Source organism: Variovorax sp. GW821-FHT10B04 (assembly GCF_059415645.1).
In genome coordinates this window covers 55,759-71,416 of record NZ_JBWKNQ010000003.1, presented here as the reverse complement: position 1 = coordinate 71,416, position 15,658 = coordinate 55,759, and the positions used below count along the sequence as shown (strand labels likewise).

15 protein-coding genes and 1 other RNA gene are annotated in these 15,658 nt (G+C 63.9%); 10 read left to right on the top strand and 6 right to left on the bottom strand.

Annotated features, from left to right (window positions below):
- The first annotated feature begins 2 nt into the window (after positions 1–2).
- The 3 genes from phoU (at position 3) to phoR (ending at position 2,929) form a co-directional block, all read left to right on the top strand.
- Positions 3–704: a phosphate signaling complex protein PhoU gene (gene phoU, locus AC07PZ_RS08495; RefSeq protein ID WP_495294624.1), complete on the top strand. Its 702-nt coding sequence runs from the start codon at positions 3–5 to the stop codon at positions 702–704.
- A gap of 153 nt (positions 705–857) precedes the next feature.
- Complete coding sequence (gene phoB, locus AC07PZ_RS08490) at positions 858–1,550, top strand: phosphate regulon transcriptional regulator PhoB (protein WP_495294623.1); 693 nt, start codon at positions 858–860, stop codon at positions 1,548–1,550.
- Between the two features lie 41 nt (positions 1,551–1,591).
- Positions 1,592–2,929: a phosphate regulon sensor histidine kinase PhoR gene (phoR, locus tag AC07PZ_RS08485; RefSeq protein ID WP_495294622.1), complete on the top strand. Its 1,338-nt coding sequence runs from the start codon at positions 1,592–1,594 to the stop codon at positions 2,927–2,929.
- A gap of 26 nt (positions 2,930–2,955) precedes the next feature.
- On the opposite strand, the gene AC07PZ_RS08480 is transcribed toward phoR, so the two are convergent.
- From AC07PZ_RS08480 to trxA, 5 genes are all read right to left on the bottom strand, one after another.
- Entirely contained in the window at positions 2,956–4,296 is a 1,341-nt protein-coding gene (locus AC07PZ_RS08480) for an MATE family efflux transporter (protein WP_495294621.1), read from the bottom strand.
- Positions 4,297–4,300: 4 nt separating this feature from the next.
- Positions 4,301–6,040, bottom strand: coding sequence for a hypothetical protein (locus AC07PZ_RS08475; protein WP_495294620.1), 1,740 nt, complete (start codon positions 6,038–6,040; stop codon positions 4,301–4,303).
- Positions 6,041–6,114: 74 nt separating this feature from the next.
- A complete protein-coding gene (locus tag AC07PZ_RS08470; protein WP_339091061.1) occupies positions 6,115–6,384 on the bottom strand; it encodes a type B 50S ribosomal protein L31 in 270 nt (89 codons plus the stop codon).
- A 316-nt stretch (positions 6,385–6,700) separates the two neighbouring features.
- The gene (rho, locus tag AC07PZ_RS08465) at positions 6,701–7,966 is read right to left on the bottom strand and encodes a transcription termination factor Rho (RefSeq protein WP_495295149.1); all 1,266 of its coding nucleotides are present in this window, start codon (positions 7,964–7,966) and stop codon (positions 6,701–6,703) included.
- A 192-nt stretch (positions 7,967–8,158) separates the two neighbouring features.
- Entirely contained in the window at positions 8,159–8,491 is a 333-nt protein-coding gene (trxA, locus tag AC07PZ_RS08460; protein WP_495294619.1) for a thioredoxin TrxA, read from the bottom strand.
- A 267-nt stretch (positions 8,492–8,758) separates the two neighbouring features.
- Between trxA and AC07PZ_RS08455 the strand changes: the two genes are divergently transcribed.
- Positions 8,759–10,000 (top strand): TIGR03862 family flavoprotein, encoded by a 1,242-nt coding sequence (locus tag AC07PZ_RS08455; RefSeq protein ID WP_495294618.1) that lies wholly within the window; start codon positions 8,759–8,761, stop codon positions 9,998–10,000.
- Between the two features lie 94 nt (positions 10,001–10,094).
- Here AC07PZ_RS08455 and ffs read toward each other — a convergent pair.
- An RNA gene (ffs, locus tag AC07PZ_RS08450) (signal recognition particle sRNA small type) lies at positions 10,095–10,191 on the bottom strand.
- Between the two features lie 95 nt (positions 10,192–10,286).
- On the opposite strand from ffs, the gene dnaX reads away from it, so the two are divergent.
- From dnaX to AC07PZ_RS08420, 6 genes are all read left to right on the top strand, one after another.
- Positions 10,287–12,182, top strand: a complete 1,896-nt coding sequence (dnaX, locus tag AC07PZ_RS08445) for a DNA polymerase III subunit gamma/tau (RefSeq protein ID WP_495294617.1) — start codon at positions 10,287–10,289, stop codon at positions 12,180–12,182.
- A 39-nt stretch (positions 12,183–12,221) separates the two neighbouring features.
- The gene (locus AC07PZ_RS08440; RefSeq protein ID WP_495294616.1) at positions 12,222–12,545 is read left to right on the top strand and encodes a YbaB/EbfC family nucleoid-associated protein; all 324 of its coding nucleotides are present in this window, start codon (positions 12,222–12,224) and stop codon (positions 12,543–12,545) included.
- A gap of 12 nt (positions 12,546–12,557) precedes the next feature.
- Complete coding sequence (recR, locus tag AC07PZ_RS08435) at positions 12,558–13,148, top strand: recombination mediator RecR (RefSeq protein ID WP_495294615.1); 591 nt, start codon at positions 12,558–12,560, stop codon at positions 13,146–13,148.
- 49 nt (positions 13,149–13,197) lie between these two features.
- Positions 13,198–13,593, top strand: a complete 396-nt coding sequence (locus AC07PZ_RS08430; protein ID WP_495294614.1) for an MAPEG family protein — start codon at positions 13,198–13,200, stop codon at positions 13,591–13,593.
- Positions 13,594–13,726: 133 nt separating this feature from the next.
- Positions 13,727–14,761, top strand: coding sequence for an ABC transporter substrate-binding protein (locus AC07PZ_RS08425; protein ID WP_495294613.1), 1,035 nt, complete (start codon positions 13,727–13,729; stop codon positions 14,759–14,761).
- Positions 14,762–14,832: 71 nt separating this feature from the next.
- A complete protein-coding gene (locus AC07PZ_RS08420; protein ID WP_495294612.1) occupies positions 14,833–15,657 on the top strand; it encodes an ABC transporter ATP-binding protein in 825 nt (274 codons plus the stop codon).
- The last annotated feature ends 1 nt before the right edge of the window (position 15,658 follow it).

The window sequence follows — 15,658 nt, the reverse complement described above, 5'->3', positions numbered from 1 at the left end:
ACATGACCGAGAAGCATCTTTCCAGCCAGTTCGACAGCGAGCTCAATGGCGTCTCGTCGCGCGTGATGGAGCTCGGCGGCATGGTCGAGTCGCAGATTCAGCAGGCGGTCTACGCATTGGCGCAGTTCGACTCCGAAGCCGCCGACCGCGTGATGGAAACCGAAGTGCGCGTGAACGCGATGGAGATCGAGATCGACCGCGAACTGTCGTCGATCATCGCGCGCCGCCAGCCGACCGCCCGCGACCTGCGCCTGCTGATCGCGATCAGCAAGACCACCGCCAACCTGGAGCGCGTGGGCGACGAGGCCAACAAGATCGCGCGCATGGTCAAGTCGATCATCGAGAGCGGCTCGGCTCGCGCGCTGCCGTCGACCGAACTTCGCATCGCCGCCGACATGGCATCGGGCCTGCTGCGCAAGGCGCTCGACGCCTTCGCCCGGCTCGACACGTCGGCTGCGCTGTCGATCCTGAAGGACGACGACCTGATCGACAAGGAGTTCGACGGTTTCGTGCGCAAGCTGGTCACCTACATGATGGAAGACCCGCGCACGATCTCCGCCAGCCTCGACCTGCTGTTCCTGGCCAAGGCCATCGAACGCATCGGCGATCATGCGAAGAACATCGCGGAATTCATCATCTACATCGTCAAGGGCGCCGACGTGCGGCACACTTCGATGCAGGAAATCGAATCCGCATTGCAATGAACCTCCCCCAGGCTTCGCGCACTGCGTGTCGCTTCGCCACCCCCTTCGAGGGGGCAATGCCTGCGGTCCGGCTGAGCCGGTTCCGCGGCATCCACCGGATTGCGCTGGAACCTGCGGGAGTGTTTCTTGGGGAGTGGGAAGTGAGTAAACAACATGAAGAAACCCAGAGTCCTGATCGTTGAAGACGAGTCCTCGATCGCCGAGCTGATCGCGGTCAACCTGCGCCACAACGGTTTCGAGCCGATCTGGGCTGAAGACGGCGCAGCCGCCCAGCGCGAGATCGATGCATTCCTGCCTGATCTGATCCTGCTCGACTGGATGCTTCCGGGCCAGAGCGGGCTGCAACTGGCACGTCATTGGCGCAAGGACGCGCGCACCAAGGCCATTCCCATTCTGATGCTGACAGCGCGCGGCGATGAGCCGGACAAGGTGGCAGGGCTCGATGCCGGTGCCGACGACTACATCACCAAACCGTTCTCGACGCAGGAAATGCTGGCGCGCATTCGCGCAGTGCTGCGCCGGCGTGCGCCCGAAGCCGTGACCGAACGTGTCGAGATCGGCGAACTGGTGCTCGACACGGCCACCCACCGCGTGACCTGGCAGGGTGCGCCGCTGAAGATCGGCCCGACCGAATTCAAGCTGCTCGGCTACCTGATGCAGCACGCGGAGCGCGTGCACAGCCGCGCGCAACTGCTCGACAAGGTATGGGGTGACCACGTCTACATCGAGGAGCGCACGGTCGACGTGCACGTGAAGCGCCTGCGCGAGTCGCTCGGCGCCGCGTCGTCGATGGTCGAGACTGTCCGTGGCGCAGGCTACCGGCTGACCACGCAGGCCACTGTTTGATCCGGTTTCCGTCTTCGGGCCGCCGCGGATAATCGCGCGCCATGCCTTTTCGTATTGCCACGTTTCTCGTGGCTTCCATCGTGTTCGCTGCGGGCGCATGGGGCCTGGGTGGAGCGCGTTTCATCTGGTTGGGCGCCTGGCTCGGCGCGTTGTCCTGGCTCGGTCTGGATGCCTGGCGCGGCGGACGGCTGCTGCGTGCATTGCGCAACGACGTCGCTGCGCTCCCCACGCGTGGCGCGGGGGTGTGGGGTGAAGTGGCCGATCGCGTCCGCAAGCTTCTGCGTGAGCGCGACCAGCAGATCCGCCAAGCCGAGGAACGGCTGCAGGAATTTCTCGCGGCCATTCAGGCCTCGCCGAACGGTGTGGTGTTGATCGACGAGCAGGGGCGAATCGAATGGTCGAATCAGACCGCCGCCGAGCAGTTCGGCATCGATGCCGAGCGCGATCTGCAGCAGCACCTCGTGAACCTCGTGCGCGACCCGGCCTTCGTGGCCTACCTGGCTTCCTGGAACTACAGCCGTGACGTCGTGATCGATGGCCCGGCGCTGTCGAGCCAACGCCGAAGCCATCCGCTGAGGCTGTCGGTGCAGGTGCATCCGTATGCGGGCAATCGCCGCATGCTGCTCACACGCGACGTCACGTCGCTCGAGCAGGCGGAGGCGATGCGGCGCGACTTCGTGGCGAACGTGTCGCACGAGATCCGGACGCCGCTCACGGTGCTGGCGGGTTTCGTCGAGACGCTGCAGACCCTGCCGCTCGATGTGTCCGAGCGCTCGCGCTACCTGGGCTTGATGGCGCAGCAGTCGCATCGGATGGAGACCCTCGTCAACGATCTGCTGACACTGTCCCGCCTCGAAGGGAGCGCGATGCCGTCGGTCAATCAGTGGACGCGCATGCGTGCGCTGATGGCGCATTGCGAGGACGAGGCACGCGGCCTTTCGGGGCGGCTTTCACCGCAGCAGGGCCACCGCCTGTCGTTTGTCATCGATGCCGATTCCGAGGTGGCGGGCATGGCGACCGAACTGCAGAGCGCGATGTCCAATCTGCTGAGCAATGCCATCCGCTACACACCTGGCGGTGGCGAGGTGGCCGTGACGTGGCGCACGTTGCCGGACGGTCGTGGCGAATACGCGGTGCGTGACAGCGGGCCGGGCATTGCCGCGGAGCACATTCCCCGGTTGACGGAGCGCTTCTATCGGGTCGATCGCAGCCGTTCCCGCGAGACGGGCGGTACGGGTCTCGGCTTGGCCATCGTCAAGCATGTGGCGCAGCGTCATGGTGCCGAGTTCCGCATCGAGAGCACGGTGGGGCATGGGTCGCGCTTCGCGCTGATCTTCCCGGCAGGCCGTGTCCGCGAAGCGCGCGCCCACCTGCGCTGAAACCTGAGAGCAGGGAGCGCCTCCGGTCAGCGCGCGTGTTGGACGGTGCGGCGTGCGAGCGCCAGGATCAGCAGTGCGGTCATCGCCAGGGCAACGCCGCTCATCAGCCAGAACGCCATCGGCGAGCGCATGGCTTGCCAGGGGCCGAGTCCGCGATAGGCCAGCAGGTAGCTGCCGCCGAGCCCCACGCCCCACAGCATCGTGCTGTACAGCACCAGCGGAAGCACCGTCACGCGGTAACAGCGAAGTACAAAGACGCACAGCACCTGGATCGCATCCGCCAGGTGATACAGCGCTGCGACCAGGAGCAGGCCAATGGCCGATGAGATCACGGCGGGATTGTCCGAATACATGGCGGCCAATGGCTCACGCAGTGCGGCCAGGCTGGCTGCATACAACAATGCGCATGACGCAACCAGTTCGAATCCGCAACGGAAGGCATGGCGTGCCTGCGCGGGGTTCGCCGCCCCGAGCCAGAAGCTCACGCGCGCACTGGTGGCGATCGACAGCGACAGCGGCAGCATGTAGCCGACCGCGGTGAGATTGGCGGCGATCTGGTGCGCCGCCGTTGCCGTGGTGCCGAGGCGGGCGATGAAGAGCGCCATCAAGGTGAACGAGGTGACCTCGACCAGGATGGACAGGCCGCCAGGCACGCCGAGCCGCGCGAAGCGGGCGATCTGCCGCCAGTCCGGCGCCTCGATCCGACGCCAGAGCGCGTATTCCGCATAGACGGGCTGAGTGCGCAGCAGCCAGATGGCAGCGGCCAGCGTCGCCCAGTTGACCGCGAAGGTGGCCCAGCCACAGCCGACCAAGCCCATGGCCGGTACGCCGGCACCGCCGAAAGCGAACCAGATCGACAGAGGCAGCTTCAGCAGCAGCGAACCGAGTTGGAGCCATGTCACGAACTGCGGTTGGCCGATGCTCTGGTTGAGCGTGCTGAACAGTCGAAACAGCAGGGCTGGCGCGAGCGCGAAGGCCAGCACGCCCAGGTAGCTTTCGACGTCGCCTCGCATGTCGGGTGGCACGTCGGTCCAGCGCAGCAACGGGCCCGGCGCCCAGAGGACGAACATGCCCAGCACGGCGGTCATGGCGCACAGATAGAGGGCCTGCCGCAGCGAGGCGCCGACCTCGGCTTTGCGGCCCGCGCCGTGCGATTCGGCCCAGATGGGCAGCAGTGCCTGAAGGATGCCCATGAGCGAGATGTACACACTCACGAAGATGGCCGAACTCACCGACAGCGCTGCCAGCGCGCGCTCGTCATAGCGGCCCGCCACGATCGCGTCGGTGATGCTGAATCCCATCACCGCCAACTGGCCTGCGAACACCGTGCCGGCGTGCCGCGCAATCGTGCGCCGTTCACTCGTCATGCGTTCAGCGGGCGGCGATGCGCTGGTAGAGAAGCAGGTCGTCGTTGGCGCTGGTCTGACGGCGGAAGGTGCCGATCAGGCGCCACTGGTCGAGCGGGATCGACTCGTGCAAGTTCGGGATGGCATCGGCACTGATGATCAGCCACGGGCAGCCAGCGCCATCTGCGACAGGTTTCAGGTTGAAGTCGCCGTGATGGCGAAGCGCCGCGATGTGGGGTCTGCTCAGGCCCAGCTCCGCAATGCAGGCCGGTTGCGGCTCGCCGATGCGATCTGCGATGGCGCGCACTTGCGGTCCGTAGCTCAACGCATGGTCGAGGGCAGGGAGCCACAGCGTCATGCCCAGCAACCAGCACAACGCTGCACCACCGGCCGGGAGTACCAGAGTCTTCCAGAGGGCAGACCGATGCCGGCCGGTGCGCCATCGCACGAGCCAACACCATGCCACCGTGGCAGCCAGCGCGAAAAACAGCCCCAGCCAGGAAATGCTCGGCAGGTAGCCGGGCGTGAGGCGCGCAACGCTGCCAGCCATCTTGGGTGGCCAGCCGGTCTGCATGGCGATCCAGTAAGCCCAGATGATCAGCGCCGAGCCGCTGAAGAACAACAGCGTGAACCAGTCGATCAGCGCGGCCACGCTGCGGCGCAGCGTTGGCAACGCAAAGGCTGAAAGCGTGGCGAAGGCAGGCAGCCCCAGCAAGAGCGAACGCTCTGAAAAGTCGGTGGTCCAGGTGGCGCACAGTGGAACCAGTGCAAACCACAGCGGCAGCGCCACGTGCCGTGCCATGAGCTGGCGCCTCCAGCGCCAGAGTGTCCAGACCGCCAAGGGCCAGGTCGGCCAGGTGAACCACAGCAGGAGCTTGATCTGGCTGCGCACGTCGATCCACAGGCTTCGGCCTGCATGCGAACCGGGTAGCGCGATCTGCCAATGCCACAAGCCCAGGCCCAACGCGACCAGCGCCGCCAACAGTGTCAGTCCCGCGATGGCAGGCAGCGCCGCGCGGGAGTATGGCCGAGCCTCGTCCGACGTTTGCGTTTGTGCCATGCGGCGGCGGTCGAGCAACACGACGGCCAGACTGCCGAGGCCCAACGCCAGTCCAACGACGGGACCTCCGCTCAGCGTCATGCCCAGCGTGCCGATCGTCAGTGCCGTGAAGGCGCCGATCGGTCTGTAGGGCAGCGCGGCGACGCCGAAGAATATGTGAGAGACAAAGAAGAGCTGTGCGAGTGCCGGCGTGGTTTCGTGGCCCAGTTGCGCCAAACCGAGGCAGGCGAGCAATGCCAGCAATCCTCCATCGGCGATCGCCCGCGCATAGTCCTTGGGTCGGGCTTCGCCTCCGAATGCGAACGCGACTGGCTGGGCATTCGGCGTACGTGCCAAAAAATAGACCGCGTACCAGGTGACGGTGAAGATGCACCAGAGCATCAGCGCGAAGACGATCCGGACGGCAAGATCCGGGTGTAGCCACGACGGCGCGATCTTTATCGCAGCTGCGCCGATCCAATAGGGCAGCAATGCCGGCGATTCGGGACGGAGGTCGAGCAGCAGCGGGTCGAACCATCGAACGATGCTGGTGCCCGAACGGGACAATTCGGACATGTAGCCGAAGGACGTCACATCCGCGCTCTTCCACGGTCCGCGACCGAGCAGACCCGGCAGCAGGTAGGCGGCACACAACAGGAGGAGCGCCAGCCGTGGCAGTCGGCGCACGGCGTTCTGAGCAACGATCGCGGGGGTCGGCTTGTTCAATGGATCAATGTGACGAAAGAAAGCAAAAGGGCAGCGCGGTAAACCGGGCTGCCCTCGACCTGAAAACGCGTACCTTACTTGGAGGCAGCGCCAGTGGTCTTGCCGAAGCGGTTGCGGAATTTCTCAACACGGCCGCCCATGTTGTCGACCGACTTCTGGGTGCCGGTGTAGAACGGGTGCGATTCGCTCGTGGTGTCCAGCTTGAACAACGGCAGCTCACGGCCGTCGTCGGTCTTGCCCGTTTCCTTGGTGTTCGCGCACGAACGAGTCACGAACTTGAAGCCGTTCGACATGTCGACGAACAAGACTTCGCGGTAATTGGGGTGAATGCCTTCTTTTGCCATGGTGTTTTCCTTTGGGGTCGATGCAAGAGCCACAGGCACTACAAATCAGAGATGACTTGTTCCGACGGGAGGGGCGATACGCTGACTCAACCCACCATCTTCGGCCGCACTTTTCGCGTAGCCCACGATTATGGCATAGCGATGCCTTTTCGTGAAGATGGGGTTCGAATCCAGGCCAGTCGATGCAATCGGCATTCCACGCTGGGAGGTTTGTGCTGAACAGCGCTTCTCTGGGTGTTGCCGCCGCCGCCAAGAGGGCAGCTGCAGCCAAAGCAGCGGACGCCAGGCGTCACGCTGCCCGAGGCAAGGGAAGACCCTAGCCCCCGCGACGCATCATGTCGAAGAACTCGACATTGGTCTTCGTCGCCTTCATGTTCTTGAGCATCAACTCCATCGACTCGATCTCATCCATGTTGTACATGAGCTGACGCAGGATGCGTGTCTTCTGCAGGATTTCAGGTGCGAGCAGCAACTCTTCGCGACGTGTGCCGCTGCGGTTGAGCTGGATCGACGGGAACACGCGCTTTTCGTAGAGGCGGCGATCCAGGTGAATTTCGGAGTTGCCGGTCCCCTTGAACTCTTCGAAGATCACTTCGTCCATGCGGCTGCCGGTATCGATCAGCGCTGTGCCGATGATGGTGAGCGAGCCGCCTTCTTCCACGTTGCGCGCAGCGCCAAGGAAGCGCTTGGGACGCTGCAATGCGTTGGAATCGACGCCGCCGGTCAGCACCTTGCCGGAGGACGGCACGACATTGTTGTAGGCGCGGGCGAGGCGGGTGATCGAGTCCAGCAGGATCACGACGTCCTTCTTCAGCTCGACCAGGCGCTTGGCGCGCTCGATGACCATTTCAGCCACATGCACGTGGCGGGCTGCTGGTTCGTCGAAGGTCGAGGCAATGACTTCGCCCTTCACGGTGCGCTGCATTTCGGTCACTTCTTCAGGGCGCTCGTCGACGAGCAGCACCATCATGTGGACCTCGGGATAGTTAGCGCTGATCGCATGGGCGATGTGCTGCATCATCACCGTCTTGCCGCTCTTGGGCGGCGCCACGAGCAGGGCGCGTTGGCCCTTTCCGATGGGGGCGATGATGTCGATGATCCGGCCCGTGATGTTCTCTTCGCCCTTGACGCCGTCTCGCTCCAGCTTCATCTGCTCCTTGGGGAACAGCGGCGTCAGGTTTTCGAACATCACCTTGTGCTTGTTCTGCTCCGGCGGGCCACCGTTGACGGCGTCCAGCTTGGTCAACGCGAAGTAGCGTTCACCGTCCTTCGGCGTGCGGACTTCACCTTCGACCATGTCACCGGTATGCAGGTTGAAGCGGCGAACCTGACTGGGACTGATGTAGATGTCGTCGGTGCTTGCCGTAAAGCTTGTGTCCGGGCTGCGCAGGAAGCCGAAGCCGTCGGGCAGGATTTCGAGCACGCCATCGGCGAAGACCTGTTCGCCGGCCTTGGCGCGCTTCTTGATGATCGCGAACATCAGCTCCTGCTTGCGCATGCGGCCGGTATTTTCGATCTCAAGGGCTTCCGCCTGCTTGAGGACTTCAGACACGTGGAGTGCCTTGAGTTCGTTTAAGTGCATGGAGCGACCCCTTGCGGGGTGTTCGGGATGTTGTCGAACGGAGGAAACGGGGGGTGGTTTCGGATGAGGCGAGAGGTGCCTCTGAACCGGGGAACTCAAACCGGGCTGGCCGGCGATCTGAAAGAGATTATGACAGGAAAAACAGGGCGGCCGGCGCATTGCGCGTCGACCGCCGAACGGCCCATGGCCAAATTACGAAAGCTGCTGGTCGATGAACGCCGTCAATTGCGCCTTGCTCATCGCGCCGACCTTGGTGGCGGCAAGTTGGCCGTCCTTGAACAACATCAGTGTCGGAATGCCGCGGATGCCAAACTTGGCCGGGATGTCGCGGTTTTCGTCGACATTCATCTTGGCGATCTGCAGCTTGCCTTCATAGGTGCTGGACACCTCGTCCAGAATCGGCGCAATCATCTTGCATGGGCCGCACCATTCGGCCCAGTAATCCACCAGAACAGGCTTGCCGGACTGCAGCACGTCGGCTTCGAAAGAGGAGTCTGAGATGTGTTTGATGAGTTCGCTGGCCATGATGTTGTCCTTGAAAAGCGAGTAGTTTCGGTACTGCTGGAGTTCGGGTCATTGTGACAGAAACCAATGTTAAGCATGCCATGGGTGAGGCTATGGGCACGATAGCCAAAGCCCTTCCGTCATTGAGCAGATGGGCCGTGACGCAGAGCAGGTGCGGCATGCCGACTCGGATTGCTGGCGTGAGGCCGCCGTCCCCGTATTTCGACCTCGTCTGGGCATACCATCCGTCCCCTTGCCTTTCCATGAAGGCTGAAACTGTGAGATCGAATGACTGTTGAAAAAACCGTTGCCATCGTTGGCGGCGGGCCGGCTGGCTTGATGGCCGCCGAAGTGCTGGGCGCCGCTGGCGTCCAGGTCCACCTTTATGACGCCATGCCCTCCGTCGGACGGAAATTCCTGCTGGCCGGCCGCGGCGGTTTGAATCTCACTCATTCGGAGGCGTTCGATGCATTCGCCGGCCGCTTTGGCGACAGACGGGCGAATGTCGAACGCTGGCTGCGGGAATTCGGCCCGGACGCGGTGCGCGCCTGGGCGAAGGAGCTGGGAGTCGACACTTTCGTCGGTACCTCGGGCCGGGTGTTTCCGGAAGGCATGAAAGCCGCGCCGCTGTTGCGCGCCTGGTTGCATCGGTTGCGAGCGATGGGCGTGCAATTCCATATGCGGCATCGCTGGCTTGGCTGGTCTGATGCGGGCTCGGACAGCGAGCCGGTGCTGCGCTTTGCAGCGCCTTCGGGCGAAGTCCTGGTGCCGGCCGAGACGGTCATCCTGGCGCTTGGGGGAGCAAGCTGGTCGAGGCTCGGTTCCGATGGCGCCTGGATGCCGTGGCTGGAGGCGCGCGGGGTCACGGTGGCGCCGCTGGTCCCGGCCAATTGCGGCTTCGATGTCGGATGGAGCGATCACTTCGCGACGCGTTTTGCGGGCCAGCCATTCAAATCCGTCGCCATCGCCTTCGCGGATTCAAGGGGGCGCCAGTTCTCGCGCAAAGGCGAGTTCGTGGCCACGGCCACCGGTGTGGAAGGCAGTCTGATCTATGCCGCATCGGCGCTCTTGCGCGATGAGATCGCCGCGAGCGGTCATGCCGTGTTGCACCTCGACCTCTTGCCGGGGCGCACTTTGGAGCAGGTTCACGCTGCAGTGCGCCATCCACGCGGTGCGCGCTCGCTCAGCAGCCATCTGAAAAGTCGGTTGGGCCTGGAAGGCATCAAGGCCGGCGTGTTGCATGAAGTCCTGTCGCGGGAGGCAATGCTGGACGTAGGCACATTGGCAGACACCATCAAGGCCGTGCCGATCCGGCTGGTTGCTCCTCGTCCTCTCGACGAGGCCATCAGCAGCGCGGGTGGTGTGGGCTTTGGCGCACTGGACAGCCGTTCGATGTTGAACGTGCTGCCTGGCGTGTTCTGTGCGGGAGAGATGCTGGACTGGGAAGCACCGACGGGCGGCTATTTGCTGACCGCGGCGATGGCAAGCGGCGCAGCCGCTGCGCGGGGCGTTCTGTCGCAGGGCCTTTGAAGCGCGATGGCGCGATTCGATCGATGAAGTTTCCGGGGCCTGTGCCCGGAAACGTATTCAGATGCAACGTGAAGCATGCATCTGATGGATGGAGGTTGACGAGCCTTACCTCCGGCACTGGCTACGCAGTTAGGGCTGCTTGGTTCCCCACCTGACCCGGTTGGCCACTTCACCATGCGGAGAGGCCCGTCAACCCAGATTGTAAACCCGTGCGGCATACCCTCCTTCTGCGGCATGGCACTTTACCGGGACGAATCAGTGAAGTCGGCAACGTAAAATCGTCGCAATGTCCTATCTCGTGCTTGCCCGTAAATACCGGCCCCGCAATTTCGAAGAAATGGTTGGGCAGGAGCATGTGGTGCAGGCGCTCTCGAACGCGCTGACCACACAGCGCCTGCATCACGCCTATCTGTTCACTGGCACGCGCGGTGTCGGAAAGACCACCGTATCGCGCATCCTGGCCAAGTCGCTCAATTGCCAAGGTGCCGATGGGCAAGGCGGCATCACGGCCACGCCGTGCGGCGTCTGCCAGGCATGCCTCGACATCGATGCGGGCCGTTTCGTCGATTACACCGAGCTCGATGCTGCATCGAACCGTGGCGTGGATGAAGTGCAGTCCTTGCTCGAGCAGGCGGTCTACAAGCCGGTGCAGGGGCGCTTCAAGGTCTTCATGATCGACGAAGTGCACATGCTCACCAACACCGCCTTCAACGCGATGCTGAAGACGCTCGAAGAGCCGCCGGAGTATCTCAAGTTCGTTCTGGCGACCACCGATCCGCAGAAGGTGCCGGTGACGGTGCTGTCGCGTTGCCTGCAGTTCAACCTGCGTCCCATGGCGCCGGAAACCGTGCTGGAGCATCTCACGCAGGTGCTGCAGACCGAGCAGGTGCCGGCTGAAGTACAGGCATTGCGGCTGCTGGCCCGTGCTGCCCGCGGCTCCATGCGCGACGCGCTGTCGTTGACCGACCAGGCCATCGCCTTCGGCAACGGCACGCTCGTCGAGGCCGGCGTCCGTCAGATGCTGGGCAGCGTCGATCGGGGGCACGTGTTCCGGTTGATCGATGCGCTTGCGCAGGCCGACGGCAAGACGGTTGTCGAAACCTCCGAGACGCTGCGCCGCGACGGCTTCTCTGCCGCCTCGACGCTCGAAGAGATGACCATGGTGCTGCAGGCCATGGCCGTGCTGCAGGCCGTACCGTCCCGCGCTGGCAGCGCCGATCCCGCCGACCCCGATGCGGCAGAAACGGCCAGGCTGGCTGCCGCCATGCCCGCCGATGAGACCCAATTGCTCTACAGCCTGTGTCTGCATGGTCGTGGCGAGCTCGGCTTGGCACCGGATGAATACGCTGCGCTCACGATGGTGCTGTTGCGACTGCTCGCATTCAAGCCAGGCCGGTCGGTCACCGCGGAAAAAAAAACTCTGAATGAGGCGGAGGCGGACACCGCTTGGGCCACATCGACCTCCTCCGGGGCTGCAGCACGTCTTGCGCCTTCGGTCGATGCGACGCCCGTGGCGGTGTCGCCTTCCGATCCGGTCGCTGTGGCTGCATCCGATGTGCCCGTATCCGTCGCATTGGCTGCACTGCCACCTGCCGCGCATGCAGCACCACCGGGCCATCGGCTTGCCGTGCGCGACACGCCGATGCCGCGCATGCCGCAGTCCGAGCGCGCAACGGAGCCCGCGATTGAATCCCAGGCCAGTGTCATGGCCATGCCGGTGCGGGTGCAGCCTCCGCCGAGTGCCCGTGACTCTTTGCGCGACAGGCCGGTCGAGTCGAACGCAACCGGCTTCGTCTCCAGTGAGGAGGGTGATTTCTGGCATGCCACGGTCACGCAGCTCGTCATGGCCGAAGCCATCAATGCCTTGGCCCGTGAATTGGCCCTGCAGTCGCAGCTCGTGGCGCGCGACGTGGACCAGTGGATGCTGCGCGTGGAACGCTCCTCGCTCAACCAGACGGCGAGCCGCGAGAAGCTTCAGGCGGCATTGGCCGGTATCGGCCATGGCATAAAAATCGTCATCGAAATCGGGTCTGTCGAAGACAGCCCGGCACGCCGCAACAAGATGGCGGCGGACGAGCGGCAGCGCGTCGCGGAGGAAGCGATACGCAATGACCCCGAAGTGCAGGCGATGATGCGGGAGTGGGACGCGAAGATCGTTCCCGGTACGCTCAAGCCTGCCTGACTTTTCCATACTCATACTTAACCGAACCAAGGACCAACGATGTTCAACAAAGGACAACTGGCCGGCCTCATGAAGCAGGCGCAGGCAATGCAGGACAACCTCAAGAAGGCGCAGGACGAGCTCGCGACGATCGAGGTCGAGGGCGAATCCGGCGCCGGCCTGGTCAAGGTGCTGATGACCTGCAAGCACGACGTGAAGCGCATCACCATCGATCCGAGCCTGCTCGCAGACGATAAGGACATGCTCGAAGACCTCGTGGCTGCCGCTTTCAATGCGGCCGTGCGCAAGGCCGAAGAGACCAGCGAGCAGAAGATGGGCAAGCTGACCGCCGGTCTGCCGCCCGGCATGAAGCTGCCTTTCTGATGCGGCCTGTTCATGGCTGACGCCAGCTCGCTCGATGCACTGATCGATGCGCTGCGCCGGCTGCCGGGCGTCGGCGTGAAGTCGGCGTCCCGCATGGCCTTTCATCTGTTGCAGCACGATCGAGAAGGCTCCCAGGTGCTGGCGCGCGCGTTGCAGCAGGCGGTGGCCAGCGTGCGCCATTGCGAGCTCTGCAACACGTTCACGGAGGCGGCGATCTGTAGCGTCTGTGTCGATCCGCGTCGCGACGCAACCAAGCTCTGCGTGGTCGAAACACCGGCCGACCAGGCCGCGCTCGAGCGCACCGGTGCGTTCCGCGGTTATTACTTCGTGCTCATGGGCAAGCTCAGCCCGCTCGATGGCATCGGTCCGCACGATATCGGTCTGCAGAAGCTGTTCGATCGTGCGCTCGACGGTACGGTCGCCGAGGTGATCCTTGCCACCAACTTCACTGCGGAAGGCGAAGCGACGGCGCATGTCATCGGCGAGGCGCTGAAACAACGCGGCCTCATGGTGACGCGGCTGGCCCGAGGTGTGCCCGCGGGCAGCGAACTCGAGTATGTGGATCTCGGAACCATCGCGCATGCGCTGGTTGACCGAAGGTAAGAGTCCCGACGGGACGTAACGGCGTCTGCGCGACGCAACGGAGGCACGCTTGAGTTTTCCTTCCCTGACCCTGGCCTATTGGTGCGTGCTCGTTGCCGTGGCGTTGCCTTATCTGTGTGCCTATCTGGCGAAGCTGGGTGGCGGGTTCTTGCCGCGTGACAACCTGGCTCCGCGCGAATGGGCGGGGCGCCAGAGCGGCTGGCGCGCTCGCGCCAACGCTGCGCAGGACAACAGTTTCGAAGGCCTGCCTTTCTTCATCGGGGCCGTGATCATGGCGCACCAGCTCGGCGCGGTGCAGGGCACGCTGAACCTCCTGGCAGTGGCTTACGTGCTGCTGAGACTGGTGTACATCGCGTTGTACGTGCGTGGCTTGTCATCGCTGCGCAGCGCGTTCTGGGCGCTGGGTTTCCTGGTCAACATCGCGATTGTTTTCGCAGGGCGATAGGTTCGCCGGCGGCGCTCAACGCGTCGTCATCGTTACGTGAAAACCCGCGCGCGGGATGTTCCCGATGCAGGCGCACGCAGGCCCCGCCTAAGCTCGTTCGGCATCAGACCAACGAGTCCAAGGGACCAGCTTCATGCTCAATCGCCGCACCTTTTCTGCCGTCGCCGCGCTCGGCGCCGCATCGATCGCCGTCCCGCACGTCTTCGCACAGCCCAAGCTCGAAAAGACGAAGGTTTCGATCGCAGTCGGTGGAAAGGCCGCGTTCTACTACCTGCCGCTCACCATCTCGGAACAGCTGGGCTACTTCAAGGCCGAAGGCCTCGATGTCGAGATCTCGGACTTCTCTGGCGGCGCCCGTGCGCTGCAAGCCGTGGTGGGTGGTTCGGCCGATGTGTGTTCGGGTGCGTTCGAGCACACGATCAACCTGCAGGCCAAGAACCAGGTGTTCCAGTCGTTCGTCCTGCAGGGGCGCGCCCCGCAGATCGCCGTTGGCGTGTCGACGAAGAACATGGCGAGCTACAGCAGCATCGCGGATCTCAGAGGCAAGAAGATCGGTGTGTCGGCACCGGGTTCATCGACCAACATGGTCGCGAATCTCGTGCTCTCCCGAGGTGGACTGAAGGCCAGCGATGTGAGCTACATCGGCGTTGGCGTGGCTGCTGGCGCGCTGACGGCGCTTCGCTCCGGGCAGATCGATGCGATCAGCAACACCGACCCCGTCATGACGATGCTGGAGCAGAAGGGCGACGTGAAGATCATTAGCGACACACGCACCCTGAAAGGGACGCAGGATGTCTTTGGCGGAACGATGCCGGCAGCCTGTCTCTATGCGTCGGCCGAGTTCATCCAGAAAAATCCGAACACCTGCCAGGCGTTGGCGAATGCCATCGTGCACGGCTTGAAATGGCTGCAGACCGCAGGTCCCGGCGACATCATCAAGACCGTGCCCGAGACCTTCCTGCTCGGCGACCGTGCGCTGTATCTTGCGTCGTTCGACAAGGTGCGCGAGTCGATCGCGACCGATGGCCTCGTGCCGGCGGACGGACCGAAGACGGCGCTTGCCGCCATCGCCAGTTTCGACACCAGCGTGAAGGCCGACAAGATCGACCTTGCGAAGACCTACACCAACGAGTTTGCCAAGCGCGCCAAGGACAGATTCAAGGCCTGACGCTGCAAGCGCTCGCAACCCGGCCGCGGCCGGGTTTTTTTCTTGAGGCATTGCATGCCGAGATCCCGACCATGTCTTCCCATCCAGACCACGCGCTCGAACTGATCGACATCAGCTGCACCTTCCGCTCCAAGGACGATCCGGGTCAGCGCTACACGGCAGTCGCCGACACCACGCTGCGTATCCGCGAAGGCGAGTTCGTCTCGGTCGTCGGCCCGACGGGCTGTGGCAAGTCGACGCTGCTGAACGTCGGCGCCGGCCTGCTGGCGCCGTCGTCGGGCAGCGTCAAGGTGTTCGGCCAACCCCTCGAGGGCATCAACACCCGCGCGGGCTATATGTTCCAGACCGAAGCGCTGATGCCGTGGCGCAGCACCCTCGACAACGTGATGGTCGGGCTGCAGTACCGCGGCGTGCCCGATGCCGATGCCAGGGCGCAGGCCGTCCAGTGGCTGGCGCGGGTCGGGCTGTCGGGTTTCGGCGATCGCTATCCGCACCAGTTGTCGGGCGGGATGCGCAAACGGGTTGCGCTGGCGCAGACGCTGGTGCTGGACCCCGACATCATCCTGATGGACGAGCCCTTCAGCGCACTCGACGTGCAGACGCGTCAGCTCATGGAAAACGAGGTGCTCGACCTGTGGGCGGCACGCCGCAAGGCCGTGCTCTTCATCACACACGATCTGGACGAAGCCATCGCCATGAGCGATCGCGTCGTGGTGCTGTCGGCGGGGCCGGCGACGCACCCGATCGGCGAATTCGCGATCGATCTGCCGCGCCCGCGCGACGTGGCAGAAGTGCGCACGCATCCGCGCTTCGTCGAGTTGCATACGCAGATCTGGAACGTGCTGCGCGACGAGGTCCTCAAGGGCTACGCGCAGCAACTCAGGAAGGCGGCTTGAG

What these genes read in the sequence shown, in the direction of transcription:
- trxA (WP_495294619.1), bottom strand. Translation starts at nt 8,491, where the DNA reads ATGGCCAGCGAACTCATCAAACACATCTCAGACTCCTCTTTCGAAGCC.
- AC07PZ_RS08455 (WP_495294618.1), top strand. Translation starts at nt 8,759, where the DNA reads ATGACTGTTGAAAAAACCGTTGCCATCGTTGGCGGCGGGCCGGCTGGC.
- rho (WP_495295149.1), bottom strand. Translation starts at nt 7,966, where the DNA reads ATGCACTTAAACGAACTCAAGGCACTCCACGTGTCTGAAGTCCTCAAG.
- AC07PZ_RS08425 (WP_495294613.1), top strand. Translation starts at nt 13,727, where the DNA reads ATGCTCAATCGCCGCACCTTTTCTGCCGTCGCCGCGCTCGGCGCCGCA.
- phoB (WP_495294623.1), top strand. Translation starts at nt 858, where the DNA reads ATGAAGAAACCCAGAGTCCTGATCGTTGAAGACGAGTCCTCGATCGCC.
- AC07PZ_RS08470 (WP_339091061.1), bottom strand. Translation starts at nt 6,384, where the DNA reads ATGGCAAAAGAAGGCATTCACCCCAATTACCGCGAAGTCTTGTTCGTC.
- AC07PZ_RS08420 (WP_495294612.1), top strand. Translation starts at nt 14,833, where the DNA reads ATGTCTTCCCATCCAGACCACGCGCTCGAACTGATCGACATCAGCTGC.
- phoR (WP_495294622.1), top strand. Translation starts at nt 1,592, where the DNA reads ATGCCTTTTCGTATTGCCACGTTTCTCGTGGCTTCCATCGTGTTCGCT.
- phoU (WP_495294624.1), top strand. Translation starts at nt 3, where the DNA reads ATGACCGAGAAGCATCTTTCCAGCCAGTTCGACAGCGAGCTCAATGGC.
- AC07PZ_RS08440 (WP_495294616.1), top strand. Translation starts at nt 12,222, where the DNA reads ATGTTCAACAAAGGACAACTGGCCGGCCTCATGAAGCAGGCGCAGGCA.
- AC07PZ_RS08480 (WP_495294621.1), bottom strand. Translation starts at nt 4,296, where the DNA reads ATGACGAGTGAACGGCGCACGATTGCGCGGCACGCCGGCACGGTGTTC.
- dnaX (WP_495294617.1), top strand. Translation starts at nt 10,287, where the DNA reads ATGTCCTATCTCGTGCTTGCCCGTAAATACCGGCCCCGCAATTTCGAA.
- recR (WP_495294615.1), top strand. Translation starts at nt 12,558, where the DNA reads ATGGCTGACGCCAGCTCGCTCGATGCACTGATCGATGCGCTGCGCCGG.